Below are 17,725 nucleotides of genomic sequence, written 5' to 3'. Positions count from 1 at the left end.
TTGTATTTGATAAAATTTCAAAAATCAATTTAAGAACAGGTTAAAATACTATTAAATGATAGCATATTAGGTGATAAATGAATATGCTAATATGAAAGAAAATGAAAAAAATGTATTGGTTAAATTGCATAAGTTGTGATATAATCGAGATAAGGTTTATGTATTTATTATGAATATGCAATTTATAAAAAAAAATCATGCATGAGGGGGCCGAAAATGCGTAAAGAATTTTCAATGAGCAATGATAAGGTAACAATTAATTTTACAGAGAAATATTGCAGTAATTATGAAAGTTTATTGCAAAGCTATGGATTTAAGAGAGTGTTAGATACATTTTTAAAGAGAGCTCAGGTGAGAAACTCCCATAGTTATAAATTACTTGCACAAAAGTTGGGGACTAAAGATACAAGAGAAATCAGAAAAGCACTGGTAAGAACCTTTCAATTATTAACTATAATGAGCGCAGACGAAATAATCTCTTACAATGAGGATGTTGAAAAGATAATTGAAGATAGAGAAGGCTTTTTTGCTATAATTGAAGACATTTATTCTTTCTGGAGAAGATTAGAGAGATATACAATTATTCATAATAATAGAATTAGAGATGGAATTGCATCAGTTAGCTTTTTAGATGCTAATTCTCAATTTTCAATGCTTATATTGAATTTTTATAGAACCATAGAAAAAAATGTAATCGGAACTATGCCAAATATATTTAGACAACTACCTGCAGGTGGAAACGCATGTATTCTTATAAATAACCCTATATGGACAGTGCCAGAGGAATATAAGGTTTTAGAAGAGGTTCCTTTTATTGAAACAATAGCGTTAGAAACTCCGTTTATAACATATCCTAAGAAAAATACAAGAGATGGTATGTTTACTGAAGTTTATGAGAATCCTCTAGTTAATGGAAAGATAGATAAAGATAATTGGTTCTGTTATCCAGCAAAGATTGGAGAACTTTTAGCTTTTGTTTATTTCCATAGAGATTTTATGGAACATGGTATTACTTTAAGTAACTTATTTGAGCTTGCAAGAGAAGATGAATATAAAGGCAGAAAGCCTGATATTGTATACACTTTTGGTGTGGAAGAAGATACAGAAGAGCTTAGAACAGTTTTCTACGAAGATAAAAAGAATGATATAATGTATGGTTATGTTAACCATAATGAAAATATAGATTACTTTGGATATATGAAAAAGATGTGTTTAACTTTACACAATCTAATAATGATAAAAAGAGGATATTTGCCTATACATGGTGCAATGGTAAATATAGTTCTTAAGAATGGCAAGAACGCTAATGTAGTAATTATAGGAGATAGTGGAGCAGGTAAGTCAGAAAGCTTAGAAGCATTCAGAGCCTTAAGTGAAGATCACGTAAGTGAAATGACTGTAGTTTTTGATGATATGGGATCATTTAAGCTTAAAAATGAAGGTATTTATGGATATGGAACTGAAGTAGGTGCTTTTGTTAGACTTGACGATTTAGATCAAGGATATGCATTTAAAGAGATTGATAGAAGTATATTTATGAATCCTGATAAGATAAATGCAAGACTTGTAATGCCGGTTTCAACTTATAAGGAAATTATAAAAGGCTACAAAGTAGATATTTTACTTTATGCTAACAATTATGACAGAATTGAGCAAGGTGGAAATGCCATCGAATTATTTGAATCTCCTGCTAAAGCTATTGATGTATTTAAGGCTGGAGCAAGAATGGCTAAAGGTACAACTACTGAAACAGGATTGGTTACATCATATTTCGCAAATCCATTTGGACCAGCACAAAAACAGGCAGAAACTGATATATTAATTGATCAATACTTCAATAGAAGTTTTGAAGATGGTATAAAGGTTGGTCAAATAAAGACTTGTTTAGCAGTTTCAGGGCTTGAAAAAAATGGACCTAAGACTGCAGCACTTGAATTGTTTGAGCTTATAAAATCACTTTAATTTTAAATTACAGGAATAAAGGTATACCAGTATTAATACTGATATACCTTTATTTTATTAAATCTTTTAATGATGAAATTTTTTCTTTTAATTCTGTTATTATAGAATCAAAATAAGTTGATTTCATATTAGGAAAAGCTTTTATAAGACGTTTATGGTTAAAATTAATTTTTGACAGATTTTTATTGTAGCTATCAATTAAATCTCTAAATCCATCTTCCATATCTTGAGCAGTTCCAATAGCTTTTTCTTTAGTTACAGATATTATATATGAATATCTTCTTTTTAATTCTCCACTTATAAATGTTAATTTAGATAGAATTATATTAAGTTGGATTAATGAACTAATTGTTAATATTAAATCTATCATAAAGTAGCTAATAAGAACATAAAAAATATAAATACCTATATTTAAAGGTAAGATATTTACAAAGATAAAGAAAATAGGATGAATTATTTTTATAATTGCAACTGCAGCTACTCCCCAAGCTAGTGAAAAATGAAGACATATTCTGCCGTGAAGATTGAATGGGTCTTCGGTGTAGTCCCACCATTTGGATTTAAATATCTTTTCTAATAGGTAGCCTGTAACATACTCTATTACTGATGTTAATAATGTAGATAATATATATAATGCAATCAAGTTATCTTTATAATGGTCAAGAAAAACAATAATTGATACAAATCCAAGTCCATATATTGGGCAGAAAGGACCATATAAAAAACCTCTGTTTACAAAGTAGCCTCTATTTGTATAAGCATAAGCAACTTCAATGCACCACCCTAAAAAAGAGTAAATAGCAAAGAAAAAAACTATTTCATATAATGAAAATCCATTTAGTACTTGTATAAGCATAATTCACCTCCCTTTGAAAATTCTAGACATTTACTATTTATTATATACTAAAATTATCAATATTGATTTAATAAAATGTAAATAATATATAATATATAAGAAAATAGGGATAATATCATAAGAATTGTGCGATATTGGAAGTATTGGAATATTGTTCAAATGAGTTGCTTTGTTATAGAATTGTTTGTGCTAAGGATAGATATGGTTCATTGGGCTAATGGAGAAATTGTTCTATTTTTTTAAATTACAATAATTATTTTATTAATTGTCATGTTAAAGCTGATAGCCACTTTAGATGCTACTTGCAGTTGAGATATTGTAGTATTTATCTATACGTAATAAATCCCCTTATAAATAAGGGGATTTATTATTAATTAGTCAATGTTATTGTTATTTGTGTTAGTGTATCTATCTTTAGCAAAAAATGAAATAGCATAAAGTCCAGCAATACCAACAAGTGCATAAACCACTCTGCTTATAGCTGTCATATTGCCAAATAGAGCAGCTACTAAATCAAATTGGAAGAAGCCAATTAGCCCCCAGTTAATTGCACCAATTATAACTAATACTAGCGCTATTATATCTAGAGTTTTCATTTAAATCACTCCTTTACTTACTTTTCTCTTATATTTTTTCCGAAAATAAATAAATTATGTAGTGATAAAAAAGAAGTTTAATGGAAAATAAAAAATCGCAAAAACAATAAAAAAAAGAGCTAAGTAGCTCTTTAAAGTTGTATGTTACGATCTATAGGTTGAGATAATGATATGAATGTGTCTGTTCTTTCAATTCCTGTAACTGTATTTATTTTATTCATTAATATATCCTGAAGGTCAGAAATACTCTTACAAATTACTTTGGCAAAAACAGAATAGTTTCCTGTAATAAGGTGAAGCTCAACCACTTCTTTAATTTTAGATAATTCATCAAATACTGAAGAAAAAGATGATGTCTTATCTACATAAATACCTACATAGCAGCAAACGTCATAACCTAGTTTTGGAAGATTTAAAAGAATCCTTGTCCCAGTTATTATTCCTAAGTCTTCCATCTTCTTCATTCTAACGTGAATAGTTCCACCACTAACATGACACATTCTTGCTATTTCTAAATAAGGAGTTCTACAATCTTTAATTAAAATATCTAATATTTGTAAATCTAATTCATCCAAATTAACATTTTGCATAAGCAAAAATTCACCTCTTCTATGTTTTATATCCTATTATTGTAAGTATCTATATACTCAATTTATATTTTATCAAAAAAAGTATTTTAATTCTACTAAAAAGTTAAAATAATGATGCACTATTTTTTATAATCATCATTTTCTTCATAATTATTGTAAAGTAATTGCATAATCTTGATTATAGTAGAAATTGATGTAAGTATTTGTTTTACATCTAAGTTTTTTATAAAGTAAATTTAAATACATAGATTATATGAAACGTGTACAAGTTAAATTTATTCTATTGAAAATGTTTAGATTTTCGTCTAATATAGATTATAGGATGTTAATTTTGCTAGATTAGAGGAGTGGTAGAATGGAAGTTGCTAGAAGTATTGGTTTTCTTTTATTATTTGCAGTAGTTGTTTTAGCTATATTTAATCTTTTGAAGATATTTGTTTTGGGTAAGGTAAAAATCAATAAGTGGATAGTTTTAGGTATTGCAATTGTAGTATTTCTTTTACCGATTGTATTAAGATTGCAAAGTACTATAGCAAGCACAGTGTCTTCAGGTTTATTTGTAATATTAATATTATGGTTTATGGAGATACATCAAGGGACTGCTAAGAAAAAGCAAGAAAACAAAGTTACTATAAGACCTAAGGCTAAACCTAATAGGGTTAAGAATATGAATAAAGATAAAAAATAAAAAACTCCATCAGGAGTTTTTTATTTTTATAAATATAGGAGAACTCATAGCTTCTCTATTACTTTTTTGGATTAGTCTAATTACGTACCATCTCTCTTTTTCAGAAGCAGGAAATGAAATTGAGTATTTTAAATTATGAAGAGAAATTTCTTTGAGAACCTTAAGTATCTTTCCTCCCGAGGTGATTATTTGAACTTCTTCGATAATGTTAACTCTATCTTCAGCATGGATATAGAAGTTTAATTTGTTATTTTTTTCAATAATAAGTTCCTCTCCCATAAAGGAACTATTGATGGTAAAATAAAATTTTAATGTTCTAGATTCACTTGAAAAACATCTCCTATTTCTAAGGGAGCTTATTATAGAAGTTTTATCTAATTTGTTCACTAAAACTCCTGTAAGATTTTCAGTATCACCAAAGTTCAATTGGTGATTGTCTTGAGCATTTACTGCTCCCAGCATCCACCCTTTATCAAGCATTGAAAAATATCTTTTTGAATATCTACGATACTTATTTGGATAAGAGCCATTACCTACTTCTATTGTATTAATAAATTTATTTAAAAAAGGACTAAAAGGGATCTGTTCTACGATACTTCCAGGATGATTAATTGATATATAACAATTCCCGTTTGCAATCATCCAAAGCATTAGGTTGTTAAAGTTTCTAATAACACTTGAAAAGCATGATGAAGGATTAACTATATTTAGGTGGCCCCAAGGGTTAGAGCTTGCCTCAAAACCAACTATTCCTACAAAGTCTTCATTTTTTTTATTAAATCTATCCAATGATTTCTTTAACTCATCCCATTTGGTATTATGCTCTTTATGTGAGTTACTTGAGAAATAGCGATTATGATCAGTTATTATTAAAAAGTCTAGCCTGTTTCTTTTTGCATATTCTAAGGCTTCTACAGCTGAACATTTTCCGGTTGATATATTGGTGTGGCAGTGAGGTATTCCATATAAAATTTTAATATTCTTTGGATCAAAACTTTGTAAATCATCTGATCTATGTTTCCTATGTTTGCTCAAATTATGACTCCTATAAATTGCTTTATTATATAATATTATTATTTCTTATTTTTATTAACCTCCAATTACATATAAATAATAAATTTTATTAGGAACAACAAATACATTTTTATTAAAAATAATTTTAAATAAAATTTAGTTTTATAAAATATGGCTATAAAACCTTTACTATGGTAAAATAATAGTCATGCATAGGAGGCGATATAAAATGGAATATTCATTTGATAAAGTTTATCCAAAGGTACACAATGAAGCTTATATTGCAGATACTGTAGATATAATAGGTAAAGTAGATATCCAGAAGGATGTAAGCGTTTGGTTTGGCACAGTCATACGAGGCGATATTAATAGTATAAGTATAGATGAGGGATCAAATATTCAAGATAACAGTACTGTGCATGTAGATACTAATAATCCAGTAATAATTGGAAAGAATGTTACTATAGGGCATAATTCAATTATTCATGGGTGCACTATAGGAAATAATGTTTTGATTGGAATGGGATCAATAATACTAAATGGAGCAACTATTGGAGAAAATACAATAATAGGGGCAGGCAGCATAGTAACAGAAAATAAAAATATACCTTCAGGTGTCTTATGTTTTGGTTCTCCTGCGAAGGTTATAAGAGAGCTTTCAGAAGAGGAAATTAAGAACGTAGGTGCGTCTGCAGAGAGATATATAAAACTTTCAAAAAAATATAAGTAAAGTACGGAGGATGTATGATTAAATTAGGTGATTTTAACAATCTAGAGGTTGTAAGAGAAAGTTCAGTTGGATATTATCTAAGTGGAACTGATGATGGTATATTGTTACCATACGGAAATACTCTAGATAGAAAACTTGCAGTAGGTGAAGAGGTTCATGCTTTTATATACAGAGATTCTAGAGATAGGCTGATTGCCACTCTTAAGACACCTCTTGCAACTATTCATACAGTAGCTTATCTAGAAGTTAAATCTATAACTGAATTAGGTGCGTTTATTGATTTTGGTCTTGAGAGAGACATATTTGTACCTATAAGAGAACAGAAATATAAACTAGAAATAGGAAAGAAATATTTGTTCTACATATATGAAGATAAAACAAAGAGATTAGCTGCAACAACTGATATTGATAGAGCACTTGATATATGGGAAGATGTTACTTTAGGTGAAGAAACAACTGGTATTGTATATGGATATCAAACAAATGGCTCTCTTATGGTAGCAGTAAATGGTCTATGTAGAGGAGTGATTCTTAATAATGAATATTTCTCTGATGTAAGGCCTGGTGATGAAATAAAGGCAAGGGTAAAGAAGCTATATGAAGATGGCAAAGTTGGGCTAACACCTAGAAAACAAAAGCTTGAAGAGAGAAGTGTGCTTCAAGATAAGATATTACAATATCTTAAAGATAACGGTGGTGTCATGAAGTATAACGATAAGTCTTCTCCAGATGTTATAAAAGAAGTTTTTAACTCAAGTAAAAATTACTTTAAGATAGCATTAGGAGGACTTATGAGAGAAGGAATTATAAGTCAAGATGAAAATGGAACGAAATTAATAGAGAAATAGATAGCTTAGCTATCTATTTTTTTGTTGTTATATTAAAAGCACGTTTATTAGTATATGTACAAATGAGGCTTATTATAAGTTGTTAGCATAGTATATGAAAATATAAATTAATTGATAAACTTGTGTATCTATAGAAGTTATATGAACCATACTAGTAGCAAAGGAAAAAAAGGAGGTTCATACATATGAGAAAATTTAGCAAGAGAATAATCGCAATTATGATTTTATTTCTATTTACTACAAGTTTCAAGGTATTTGGAATAGAGAATCTTTCAAATGTCACAAGAGTTCAGGTATTAAATACTGGGCAAAGTGATGCTATATTGATACTTAGTAAAGACTTTAATATTCTTATTGATACTGGTGTTGAAGATTATAGTTCCAAGCTTATAGCACATTTAAAAAGTGAATCAATTGATAAGTTAGATTATGTAATACTTACGCATTATCACAATGATCATTTTGGAGGACTAGAAGCTGTTTTAAAATCTGTGAAGGTATCACATTTGATGCTTCCAGAATTTTGCGTAAATAAAGTTGAAAAAGAGAAAGTTATGAAAGTTGTAGAAGCCTCCAATGTAAAATATGAATATGTAAAGGCTGGATGGTATCTAGAACACAATGATATACATCTTAAAGCACTTACTCCAACAAAACCAAGTAAGGTTCTAGAAAACAATAATTCAATGGTGCTTTTAGGAGAAATAGCTGATTTAAGATATTTATTTATGGCAGATGCTGAAAGAGATTTAGAAAAAGAGATTATGAAAAACAAAGAAATTAAGGATATAGATGTTTTAAAAGTTGCTCATCATGGTATTGGCAGTGGAACATATAAAGATTTTGTAAGAAAGGTTAAGCCAAGCGTAGCAATAATAACTTCTAATGGTGATGAAAGTCCTAATAGTGTAGTTGTGAAAAATCTTACAGATATTAAATGCAATGTTTTTAGAACTGACCAGTACGGAGACATAATGGTTTTAAGCGAAAAAGATGATGCTGGAGTTGTTCACTTAGAAGTTTATTCGAGAAAAAATTAGTGTGTAGATTAAGATGTTTATAGATTATTAGCTGAAAACTAAGCTTGTTTATATATTGAATATTTTGTTATATTGTAAATTAATAAAAAATAAAAACCACTGTAGATGATTTTATTTGGAAAATTCTACAGTGGTTTTTATTATATTTCTTTGTTTCTTAAAATTATCTTGAATAATTCATTAATTACCAATGGTACTAGAGATAATAATATTACAAATCCCCAATCTTTAAAGGTAAGTGAATATACTTTAAATAAGTCTGCTATAGGTGTAATTGTAATTACAGAAGCTTGAAGGATAATTCCTATTATTATAGCTATAATCAAGAATCTGTTAGAAAATAAACCGATTTGGAAGATAGATTTTCTATCGTTTCTGATTGAAAGTGCATAAAATAATTGTGAAACACTAAGTACTACAAAAGCCATGGTTCTAGCATGTGGAACTGAATTTGGATATAGATATTCACCAACTCTAAATGCCACTAATGTTAATGCTCCTATTAGTATTCCGTTAAGTGGCAGCATTAACTTTGTGCTTCCGCCAAAAATGCTCTCCTTTGGATTTCTTGGAGGAAGATCCATAACTCCTTTGTCACCAGGATCAACACCTAACGCTAAGGCAGGTAAACTATCGGTTATTAGATTTACCCAAAGTAAATGTATTGGAAGTAGTGGTGAATCCCAGTTTAATAGTATAGCTACAAATAAAGTTATAATTTCACCAAGATTACAAGAAAGCAAAAAAACTATGGACTTCTTTATATTACTGAAAATGTTTCTTCCTTCTTCTACGGCAGAGACTATGGTTGTAAAGTTATCATCTGTTAACACCATGTCAGCAGCACCTTTTGCAACGTCAGTTCCTGTTATACCCATAGCTACACCAATATCAGCAGCTTTTAACGATGGAGCATCATTTACTCCATCACCAGTCATTGAAACAATGTTGCCGTGTGATTTAAAAGCTTTGACTATCTTTACTTTATGCTCGGGAGATACTCTTGCGAATACCCTTAGGTCTCTTACTTTATTACTGAAATCTTCGTCATTTAATTTATCTATATCTTCACCAGAAATTGATTGATTCAAACTATCTGCAATTCCAAGCTCTTTAGCAATGGCAAAGGCCGTATTTTTATAATCACCAGTAATCATAACCGGTGTAATTCCAGCCTTTTTGCATAATGCAATAGAGTCTTTAACTTCTAATCTTGGAGGATCAATCATTCCAACCATTCCTATAAAGGTTAGATCTTTTTCTATTTCATCTAATCCAATGTGTGGTGGAGCGTCAATATCTTTATATGCTCCAGCAAGAACTCTAAGTGCATCGTCAGACATTAAATCTACAGCTTTTAAAATATCTTTTTTCATATTTTCTGTTAAATCAAGGATTTGACCATTAAGCATAAGCTTAGTGGAAATTTTTAGAATGCTATCAATAGCGCCTTTAGTAAAGACCTTATATTTTTCTCCAAATGAATTAACAGTTGACATAAGCTTCCTGTCTGAGTCGAAAGGGACTTCGTCAATTCTTTTATGTTGAGCATTTATAATATCTTTAGTAATATCATATCTAAATCCAGCTTCTAATAAAGCAATTTCTGTTGGATCACCTGTTTTTGAACTTTCTGAATATGTAGCATCATTGCAGAGCATCATACATTCAATTAATAGCTTATTAGTTTCAAGGTTGAAATCTAAATCTTCTATATGAAGCAACTTATCATTTGCATAAAATTTAGTTACAGTCATTTTGTTTTGGGTGAGCGTGCCTGTTTTATCCGAACATATTATATTAACTGAACCAAGAGTTTCAACTGCAGGAAGTTTTCTTATAATAGCGTTCTCTTTAATCATTCTTTGGACACCCATAGCCAAAACAATTGCCACTATTGCAGGAAGTCCTTCTGGTATAGCTGCAACAGCTAAGCTTATTGCGGTAAGTAACATTTCAAAAACATCTCTTTTTTGAAACATTGATACTATAAAAATGATAAGGCATATTCCGATAGAACCTATACCTAGATATTTGCCTAACTGTTCAAGCTTTTTTTGAAGTGGAGTAGAATCTTCAACTTCTTCATCAAGCATTTTTGCTATTTTTCCTATTTCAGTATCCATTCCCGTACCGACAACAACACCTATCCCTCTTCCGTAAGTAGCTAGAGTAGACATAAATACCATGTTGTGTTGGTCTCCAACACCTACTTTTCCATCGATTATTGCATTTGCATCTTTATCTGCTGGTACTGATTCTCCTGTAAAAGCAGACTCTTCCATTTTTAAATTTGCGCTTTCAATTAATCTTAAGTCTGCAGGTATATACCTGCCAGCATCTATTACAACAATATCCCCTGGAACTACTTCTTCAGATGGAATCTCTGTTAGCTCTCCATTTCTTTTAACAACAGCCTTTGGAGTTGAAAGTTCCTTCAGAGCTTCTAAAGCTTTTTCGGCTTTAGATTCCTGAACAACTCCAACTACTGCATTTACAAAGATTACAATGATGATTATTATAGCATCGCTGATTTCACCCATTATTCCCGATATAAAAGCAGCAGCTAAAAGTATATAAATCATAAAATCAGCTAATTGTGCGACGAATAGCTGAAATATGCTTTTTTTCTTTTTACTGGCTAATTTATTCTCACCATACTTTTCGATTCTCTTTTTAGCTTCTTCAGTAGATAAACCTATAGATTCATCTACGTTCAAATCTTTCAATACCTCGGCAGTATTTTTTGTGTACCACATAGAATATATCACCTCATTATATAGTATAAAATAACCTTAATTAGGACATCTAATATAAGTATATCACATATTGAATATTATGAAATAATTGCTATGAAAAAACAATTCGACATAATATACCATAAACTTAGTTGTTACTTTAATTATATTTTGATATAATAATACACATTAATATTAGTAATTAATAAAATAAATATGCAAGTAGTATATAAATTCTAAAACTTTCCTTGCTTGACAGTAAAACGATTAAAATAAATTAGGTTGAGAAAGATGCTCAAAAAATCATTGAAGAAAGTCACTTCAGCGATTTTTAAATAGTACTTAAAGATATAAAAATTGATAAGTAGGTGGGATTTTATGGAGATATCAAGAGTAGGTAGAAAAACTGCTGTCCAGAGTGAAGAGAGAAAGAAAATCGATAGCAAAAAGGATTTTTCACAGAGTTTTAATAAAGAAAGACAAAAAAAATCTGAAGAGCAGTTGAAAGATTTGATGGATGATATAAAGAAAAAGGGTAATAGACTTGTAATTACTAAAAGTTATGCTGACGTTAGAGCATATAAAAATCAAATAAAAGAGTACTTAAAGTCAGTACTAGAATATATGTATAATGTAAAAAAAGATATAAGTTTCTGGCAGACTCAGTATTTCATAACAGTTGATACAATCGATGAAAAACTTCAAGAAATTACTGATGCTCTTTTATCTGAAGAAAAAGATAATATTTCTATTGCATCTACTGTGGATGAAATTCAAGGACTTATGGTGGATATTTACAAGTAATACTTGTTATTCAAAGTTTTAAGAAAAGTTATCCATAAATATAAAACAAGAATACCTGCGATATATCGCAGGTATTCTTGTTTTTTTACTGTAAATCTAGAGGTCTCAATGCTTTTAGAAGCTTTTTATACTATACAATTTTAATATTTTAGCCAACTGCTAACAGAAGCATCTGATGGCATTCTCCAGTCGCCTCTTGGAGAAAGGCTAATTGTACCAACCTTTGGACCATCAGGTAAAGCAGATCTCTTAAATTGTTGAGAAAAGAATCTATTCAAGAATTTATCTAGCCATTTTCTAATGGTGGTTTCATCATATAGATCTTTAAAAGCAGTTTTTGCAAGGAACATTATTCTTTCAGGTGAAGAACCATGTCTTATAAAATGATATAAGAAGAAATCGTGAAGTTCATAAGGTCCAACAATATCTTCAGTTTTTTGTGCTATATCACCATTCTCATCTTTTGGTAACAGTTCAGGACTTACTGGTGTATCTAGTATATCGTACAAAGTATCAGAAGCATTTTTACTTACTTCGTATTTAGCAACGTAATCAACTAAGTATCTAACTAAAGTTTTAGGTATAGAGCAGTTTACAGAATACATTGACATATGATCTCCGTTATATGTGCACCAGCCAAGTGCAAGTTCTGAAAGATCACCTGTTCCTACAAGTATACCACCTTCTTTATTTGCTAAATCCATAAGGATTTGAGTTCTTTCTCTTGCTTGAACATTTTCATATGTAATATCATGAATATTTTTATCATGACCTATATCTTCAAAATGTTGAAGAGCAGCATTTACTATATTTATTTCTCTAAGATCGCAGCCGAGTTCAGTACAAAGAGTAAGCGCATTGTTGTAAGTTCTGTCAGTAGTACCGAAGCCAGGCATTGTTATTGTTATGATATTTTTTCTTGGTAAGTTTAACATATCAAAGGTTTTAACTGCCACTAAAAGTGCAAGTGTAGAGTCAAGTCCACCTGAAATACCTATCACAACTTTATTTAAAGTAGTATGTTCTAATCTCTTTGCTAAAGCTGATGCTTGAATGTTAAATATCTCTTTGCATCTGTCTTTTCTTTGTGCTTCAGAAGAAGGAACAAAAGGATGTTTATCAATAAATCTATTGAAATCAGTAATGTTGACATTATCAAAAGCAAACTCAATATTTCTAAATTCAAAGGTAGTAAGTCTTGCAGTATCTCTGAAGCTTACGTTTTTCAATCTTTCTGAATTTAATTTATATAAGTCTATTATTGACGAAATAACTTCATTATCTCTTTGAAAACGATCATTTTCATTTAATTTAGAGCCGTTTTCAGTGATAAGCATGTGTCCGCTGAAAAGTAAATCGGTAGTGGATTCATGTACCCCAGCAGAACTATAAATGTAAGAACTCATGCATCTAGCGCTTTGATCTGAGACTAAAGATTTTCTATAGTCACTTTTAGATACAAGTTCATTTGATGCTGAAAGATTGCCAATTATATTTGCACCAGCTATAGCTAAATATGAGCTTGGAGGCACTACAGTCCACAAATCCTCACAAACTTCGAATCCAAAACGTGCATCTTCGTAACTAAAAATAAGATCTGTACCAAAAGGAACAGCTTTTTGGAAAGGTAGATCAATATTTTTACCTTTGAGTCCAATTCCTTCAGTAAACCATCTTTTTTCATAGAACTCTGTATAATTAGGTATATAACTTTTTGGTACTATACCAAGAACTTTGCCTTCAAATATAATAAAAGCGCAGTTATAGAGACAATTATTATATATAATTGGATTACCTATAGCTATGAGCATATCTTTTCCCATAGTATATTCGCATATAGCTTCTACACCTTTTATTGACTCGCTTATTAATCTAGACTGGGAAAATAAATCGCCACAGGTATAAGCTGTCACAGCAAGTTCAGGAAAAACTAAAGCCTTAACTTCTTGTTTTAAGCCTTCATCAATGCACTTTTTTATATTTTCAACATTATATTTTATATCTGCTACTTTTATTTTAGGGCAGGCAGCCCCAACTTTTATAAACTCCATATAATCAACTCCATCCTATTAAACAATCTGAAAGTTTATATATTAATGTTAATTGTAAATACAAATAAAAGCAATATTTGTGAAAATAAATTACAATATAAAGAGGTATGTTTCATCTATAAATGGATATTTTCAAACTGAAATATATTGACATAAAATTCAAAAAGTGATATATAAAAAATAGGGGTTAGCACTCACTAAGTATGAGTGCTAATAATATGTTTCTTATTGTGTTAGTATAAACAAATAAGAAACTGTTTATTAGGTATGTTGCTTTTTAAAAATTAAAGAAGTTAAGTAAACAAGTTTTTAGAGGGCAGGTACCTTGTACATTTAAATAAAGCTAGGCTCACATATATAAATGCCTAGTCTCAATTGCGGAAGGAGAGGTTTTACAATGGAAACAAAACAATTTAAAGCAGAATCCAAGAGACTTTTGGATCTTATGATTAACTCAATCTATACTCACAGGGAGATATTTTTAAGAGAGCTTATATCAAACGCTAGTGATGCTATTGATAAGATTTACTACAAAGCATTAACTGACGAATCTATATCTTTCGAAAAAGATGATTACTTTATTAAGGTTAGCGTTGATAAAGAAAGTAGAACTATAAAACTATCTGACACAGGTATAGGAATGACTAAGGAAGACCTTGATGATAACCTAGGGGTTATTGCAAAAAGTGGTTCTTTGAAGTTTAAAAAAGAAAATGAAATAAAAGATGGATATGATATAATTGGTCAGTTTGGTGTTGGATTTTATTCTGCATTTTTAGTAGCAGATACTGTTACTGTTATTAGTAAAGCTTTTGGTAGTACAGAAGCAAATAAATGGGAATCCAAAGGAGTAGAAGGTTACACAATTGAACCTTGCGAAAAGGACACAGTTGGTACAGATATAATCCTTAAAATAAAGGATAATACAGAAGATGAGAGCTTTGATGAATACTTAGAAGAATATAGACTAAAGTCCATAATCAAGAAGTACTCTGATTTTATTAGATATCCAATTAAGATGGATGTTACTGAAAGCAAGCTTAAAGAAGGCAGTGAAAGTGAGTATGAAAACTATACTGAAGAAAAAACTTTAAACAGTATGGTTCCAATATGGAGAAAAAATAAGTCAGAGCTTAAGGATGAAGATTATAACAATTTCTATTCAGAAAAACATTTTGGCTTTGATAAGCCGCTAAAGCATGTTCATATAAGTGTTGATGGTGCTATTAGTTACAATGCAATACTATTTATACCGGAAAAAACTCCATATGATTTGTATACTAAGGAATATGAAAAAGGTTTAGAATTATATTCAAGTGGTGTTATGATAATGGAGAAGTGTGGGGAATTACTTCCAGACTACTTTGGTTTTGTAAAAGGAATAGTTGATTCAGAAGATTTGTCCTTAAATATTTCAAGAGAAATATTACAGCATGACAGACAACTAAAGCTTATTGCAAAGAACATAAAGAATAAGATTAAGAGCGAACTTGAAACCATGCTTAAAAATGATAGAGAGAAGTATGAAAAGTTCTATGAAGCTTTTGGAAGACAATTAAAGTACGGTCTATATAGTGAATATGGCAGCAATAAAGATGTTCTTCAAGACTTGATAATGTTCTATTCTTCAAAGGAAAAGAAGATGGTTACTCTTGCTGAGTATGTAAGTAGAATGGCAGAAAGTCAAAAGTATATTTACTATGCTTCAGGCGAATCCAATGAGAGAATAGAAAAGCTTCCTCAAACTGAGCTTTTACTTGATAAAGGATATGAAATATTATACTTTACTGATGAAGTAGATGAATTTGCTATAAAGATGCTAATGGCATACAAAGAAAAAGAATTCAGATCAGTATCAAGCAATGATCTTGGAATCGAAGAAGATGACAACAAAGAAACTTCTCAAGAAGAAGAAAAAGAAAACAAAGATATTTTTGAAGGAATGAAATCTATATTAACTGGAAAAGTTAAAGAGGTTAGAGCTTCAAAAAGATTAAAGAACCATCCAGTATGCCTTGCAAATGATGGCGAGCTTTCAATTGAGATGGAAAAGATACTAAATTCAATGCCAAACAATCAAGGGGTTAAGGCTGATAAGGTATTAGAGATAAATGTAAATCATGATGTCTTCAAGTCACTAAAAGCTGCTCATGAAGCGGATAAAGATAAGTTCAATTTATATACAGATATACTATATAATCAAGCATTACTTATAGAGGGACTATCAATTGGAGACCCTGTAGAATTCACAAATAATATTTGTAAGATAATGAAATAATAATAAGGCCATCCTCACTATAACTTGATAGAGGATGGCTCTATTAATTTCAACTATATTCTTACACATAGACTAAATATATTAAAAGGAGTACAAGATGAGAGGTAATATAGATTTGTTTACTTGTGATGGTTATAATTGCAGTATATATGTTCCAGAGCAATATATTGAAGGAGAAGCAAGGTTTCCAGTTGTATATGTAAATGGAGCAAATGATATAAGAGATATAGCTTACGCTATTGAGCCATATTTTTATAAAGACTGTCCTCCTTTTATTCTAGTAAATATTAAACCTAAAAGTTGGAATGATGATTACACTCCTTGGTCTGCAAAAGGCATAGCTAGGGATGGGGAAGACTTTGGGGGTAAAGCTGATAATTATATTGAGACTCTTTTATATAAAATAAAACCATATATTGATACTAACTACAGAACTAAGTCTGATTATAAAAATAATGTACTGCTTGGATATTCTCTTGGAGGGCTTTTAGCTTTATATGCACTTTATAGATGTGAAGGTTTTGGTAAAGTAGGAAGTCTTTCAGGCTCCTTATGGTATGACAAATGGACAGAATATATGAGTTTAAATAATCCATATAATAAAGACGCTAAAGTTTATTTGTCACTTGGAATAAAAGAAAGTAAAAGCAGAAACCTACGTATGGCTAATGTAGGAGTGTGTACGGAAAAAGCATTCGAAATACTACAAGAGCAACTTAGCAGTGAAGAGAATGTTAAATTAGAGTGGAATAATGGAGGACATTTTACAGAAATAACTGAAAGATTTATAAAGGCAATTTTATGGCTTGTGAAAGATATAAAATAGATATAATTTTATGAATACATAGTTAAAATTTTACGAAAACGCAGAGGATTAATCTGGTATCTATAAAATGAATACAAAAAAGGATTATTATGGTATAATAATTTTGAGGATAACTGACTTATGAACATTAAAACTATAGAGTTCAAGAAACTAAGCAAGTAATAATGAATCATATGCTAGTTACTAAATTTAATTATGGATGGGTGTTATGAAAAGAAGAGGTATTATAGTTATATTAATCGCCATTATATTAATATTAACAATTCTACTGGGGATAAAACTTTTTAAAGGCAATCCAGTTGTTATCTATAAAACCGATGTAATAGCTGATGACTTAAGAATTAATAATTTAACGCTGGTATCATTTGATGATAAGTTGTATGTTCAAGAAGGGTATATAGTTAAACTTACCAGAGAAGAAAATAAAGTAGACTCAATGTATATTGATATCCAAGTAGCTGGAAAAAAAGTTGTTAATTTTGGGAGTAGAGATGATTTTAAGAAATCAGATCAGATGGTTATAGATACTTTTAATCTTACTGATGATGTTAAAATATCTAAAGACTCTAAAATGATGGTCATGATAAGGTATACAATAGATGGAAAAGAAAAAGAATACAAAGATGCAATTAAGATGAGTTCAATCATTAAGTTTGATGAGAAGAATCCAAATGCTGTTAGAAGGTAATAAAATCACTATCCTT

At 30.0% G+C, this 17,725-nt stretch carries 15 protein-coding genes; 9 read left to right on the top strand and 6 right to left on the bottom strand.

What is annotated here, in order from left to right:
• The first annotated feature begins 216 nt into the window (after positions 1 to 216).
• Entirely contained in the window at positions 217 to 1,962 is a 1,746-nt protein-coding gene (locus J3477_RS10250) for a phosphoenolpyruvate carboxykinase (ATP) (RefSeq protein ID WP_206869865.1), read from the top strand.
• Between the two features lie 49 nt (positions 1,963 to 2,011).
• Here J3477_RS10250 and J3477_RS10245 read toward each other — a convergent pair whose 3' ends face one another.
• From J3477_RS10245 to J3477_RS10235, 3 genes are all read right to left on the bottom strand, one after another.
• Positions 2,012 to 2,818 carry a putative ABC transporter permease gene (locus J3477_RS10245; protein ID WP_228731264.1) on the bottom strand — a complete coding sequence of 269 codons (807 nt, stop codon included), beginning with the start codon at positions 2,816 to 2,818 and terminating at the stop codon, positions 2,012 to 2,014.
• Between the two features lie 374 nt (positions 2,819 to 3,192).
• Entirely contained in the window at positions 3,193 to 3,414 is a 222-nt protein-coding gene (locus J3477_RS10240; protein WP_206869864.1) for a DUF378 domain-containing protein, read from the bottom strand.
• Positions 3,415 to 3,545: 131 nt separating this feature from the next.
• A complete protein-coding gene (locus J3477_RS10235) occupies positions 3,546 to 4,004 on the bottom strand; it encodes an Lrp/AsnC ligand binding domain-containing protein (protein WP_183276733.1) in 459 nt (152 codons plus the stop codon).
• Positions 4,005 to 4,359: 355 nt separating this feature from the next.
• Between J3477_RS10235 and J3477_RS10230 the strand changes: the two genes are divergently transcribed.
• Positions 4,360 to 4,692: a hypothetical protein gene (locus J3477_RS10230; protein WP_206869863.1), complete on the top strand. Its 333-nt coding sequence runs from the start codon at positions 4,360 to 4,362 to the stop codon at positions 4,690 to 4,692.
• A gap of 9 nt (positions 4,693 to 4,701) precedes the next feature.
• Here J3477_RS10230 and J3477_RS10225 read toward each other — a convergent pair whose 3' ends face one another.
• A complete protein-coding gene (locus tag J3477_RS10225; RefSeq protein WP_206869862.1) occupies positions 4,702 to 5,727 on the bottom strand; it encodes a CehA/McbA family metallohydrolase in 1,026 nt (341 codons plus the stop codon).
• Between the two features lie 208 nt (positions 5,728 to 5,935).
• Between J3477_RS10225 and J3477_RS10220 the strand changes: the two genes are divergently transcribed.
• The 3 genes from J3477_RS10220 to J3477_RS10210 all read left to right on the top strand — a co-directional run bounded on the left by J3477_RS10220 (position 5,936) and on the right by J3477_RS10210 (position 8,324).
• On the top strand, positions 5,936 to 6,436 hold the full coding sequence (locus tag J3477_RS10220; protein ID WP_206869861.1) for a gamma carbonic anhydrase family protein: 501 nt from the start codon (positions 5,936 to 5,938) through the stop codon (positions 6,434 to 6,436).
• Between the two features lie 14 nt (positions 6,437 to 6,450).
• Positions 6,451 to 7,284, top strand: coding sequence for a CvfB family protein (locus J3477_RS10215; RefSeq protein WP_206869860.1), 834 nt, complete (start codon positions 6,451 to 6,453; stop codon positions 7,282 to 7,284).
• A gap of 185 nt (positions 7,285 to 7,469) precedes the next feature.
• On the top strand, positions 7,470 to 8,324 hold the full coding sequence (locus J3477_RS10210; RefSeq protein WP_206869859.1) for a ComEC/Rec2 family competence protein: 855 nt from the start codon (positions 7,470 to 7,472) through the stop codon (positions 8,322 to 8,324).
• Positions 8,325 to 8,464: 140 nt separating this feature from the next.
• On the opposite strand, the gene J3477_RS10205 is transcribed toward J3477_RS10210, so the two are convergent.
• The gene (locus J3477_RS10205; RefSeq protein WP_206869858.1) at positions 8,465 to 11,083 is read right to left on the bottom strand and encodes a calcium-translocating P-type ATPase, PMCA-type; all 2,619 of its coding nucleotides are present in this window, start codon (positions 11,081 to 11,083) and stop codon (positions 8,465 to 8,467) included.
• A gap of 357 nt (positions 11,084 to 11,440) precedes the next feature.
• On the opposite strand from J3477_RS10205, the gene J3477_RS10200 reads away from it, so the two are divergent.
• Positions 11,441 to 11,866, top strand: coding sequence for a YaaR family protein (locus J3477_RS10200; protein ID WP_206869857.1), 426 nt, complete (start codon positions 11,441 to 11,443; stop codon positions 11,864 to 11,866).
• A gap of 140 nt (positions 11,867 to 12,006) precedes the next feature.
• Here J3477_RS10200 and J3477_RS10195 read toward each other — a convergent pair whose 3' ends face one another.
• Positions 12,007 to 13,917 carry an NAD(+) synthase gene (locus J3477_RS10195; RefSeq protein WP_206869856.1) on the bottom strand — a complete coding sequence of 637 codons (1,911 nt, stop codon included), beginning with the start codon at positions 13,915 to 13,917 and terminating at the stop codon, positions 12,007 to 12,009.
• Positions 13,918 to 14,314: 397 nt separating this feature from the next.
• Here J3477_RS10195 and htpG point away from each other — a divergent pair, with 397 nt between their 5' ends.
• From htpG to J3477_RS10180, 3 genes are all read left to right on the top strand, one after another.
• On the top strand, positions 14,315 to 16,195 hold the full coding sequence (htpG, locus tag J3477_RS10190; RefSeq protein WP_206869855.1) for a molecular chaperone HtpG: 1,881 nt from the start codon (positions 14,315 to 14,317) through the stop codon (positions 16,193 to 16,195).
• A gap of 97 nt (positions 16,196 to 16,292) precedes the next feature.
• Positions 16,293 to 17,021, top strand: a complete 729-nt coding sequence (locus J3477_RS10185) for an alpha/beta hydrolase (RefSeq protein ID WP_206869854.1) — start codon at positions 16,293 to 16,295, stop codon at positions 17,019 to 17,021.
• A 208-nt stretch (positions 17,022 to 17,229) separates the two neighbouring features.
• Positions 17,230 to 17,709, top strand: a complete 480-nt coding sequence (locus J3477_RS10180) for a hypothetical protein (RefSeq protein WP_206869853.1) — start codon at positions 17,230 to 17,232, stop codon at positions 17,707 to 17,709.
• Positions 17,710 to 17,725: the final 16 nt, after the last annotated feature.

This window comes from Clostridium zeae (genome assembly GCF_017312485.1).
Lineage (GTDB): Bacteria > Bacillota > Clostridia > Clostridiales > Clostridiaceae > Clostridium_AR > Clostridium_AR zeae.
The sequence above is the reverse complement of the archived record's forward strand: the minus strand, read 5'-3'. Positions and strand labels throughout refer to the sequence as shown.

Coding starts and splice junctions, on each gene's coding strand:
- J3477_RS10215 (WP_206869860.1), top strand. CDS start 6,451: ATGATTAAATTAGGTGATTTTAACAATCTAGAGGTTGTAAGAGAAAGT.
- J3477_RS10245 (WP_228731264.1), bottom strand. CDS start 2,818: ATGCTTATACAAGTACTAAATGGATTTTCATTATATGAAATAGTTTTT.
- J3477_RS10250 (WP_206869865.1), top strand. CDS start 217: ATGCGTAAAGAATTTTCAATGAGCAATGATAAGGTAACAATTAATTTT.
- J3477_RS10235 (WP_183276733.1), bottom strand. CDS start 4,004: ATGCAAAATGTTAATTTGGATGAATTAGATTTACAAATATTAGATATT.
- J3477_RS10195 (WP_206869856.1), bottom strand. CDS start 13,917: ATGGAGTTTATAAAAGTTGGGGCTGCCTGCCCTAAAATAAAAGTAGCA.
- J3477_RS10220 (WP_206869861.1), top strand. CDS start 5,936: ATGGAATATTCATTTGATAAAGTTTATCCAAAGGTACACAATGAAGCT.
- htpG (WP_206869855.1), top strand. CDS start 14,315: ATGGAAACAAAACAATTTAAAGCAGAATCCAAGAGACTTTTGGATCTT.
- J3477_RS10185 (WP_206869854.1), top strand. CDS start 16,293: ATGAGAGGTAATATAGATTTGTTTACTTGTGATGGTTATAATTGCAGT.
- J3477_RS10180 (WP_206869853.1), top strand. CDS start 17,230: ATGAAAAGAAGAGGTATTATAGTTATATTAATCGCCATTATATTAATA.
- J3477_RS10210 (WP_206869859.1), top strand. CDS start 7,470: ATGAGAAAATTTAGCAAGAGAATAATCGCAATTATGATTTTATTTCTA.
- J3477_RS10200 (WP_206869857.1), top strand. CDS start 11,441: ATGGAGATATCAAGAGTAGGTAGAAAAACTGCTGTCCAGAGTGAAGAG.
- J3477_RS10205 (WP_206869858.1), bottom strand. CDS start 11,083: ATGTGGTACACAAAAAATACTGCCGAGGTATTGAAAGATTTGAACGTA.
- J3477_RS10240 (WP_206869864.1), bottom strand. CDS start 3,414: ATGAAAACTCTAGATATAATAGCGCTAGTATTAGTTATAATTGGTGCA.
- J3477_RS10230 (WP_206869863.1), top strand. CDS start 4,360: ATGGAAGTTGCTAGAAGTATTGGTTTTCTTTTATTATTTGCAGTAGTT.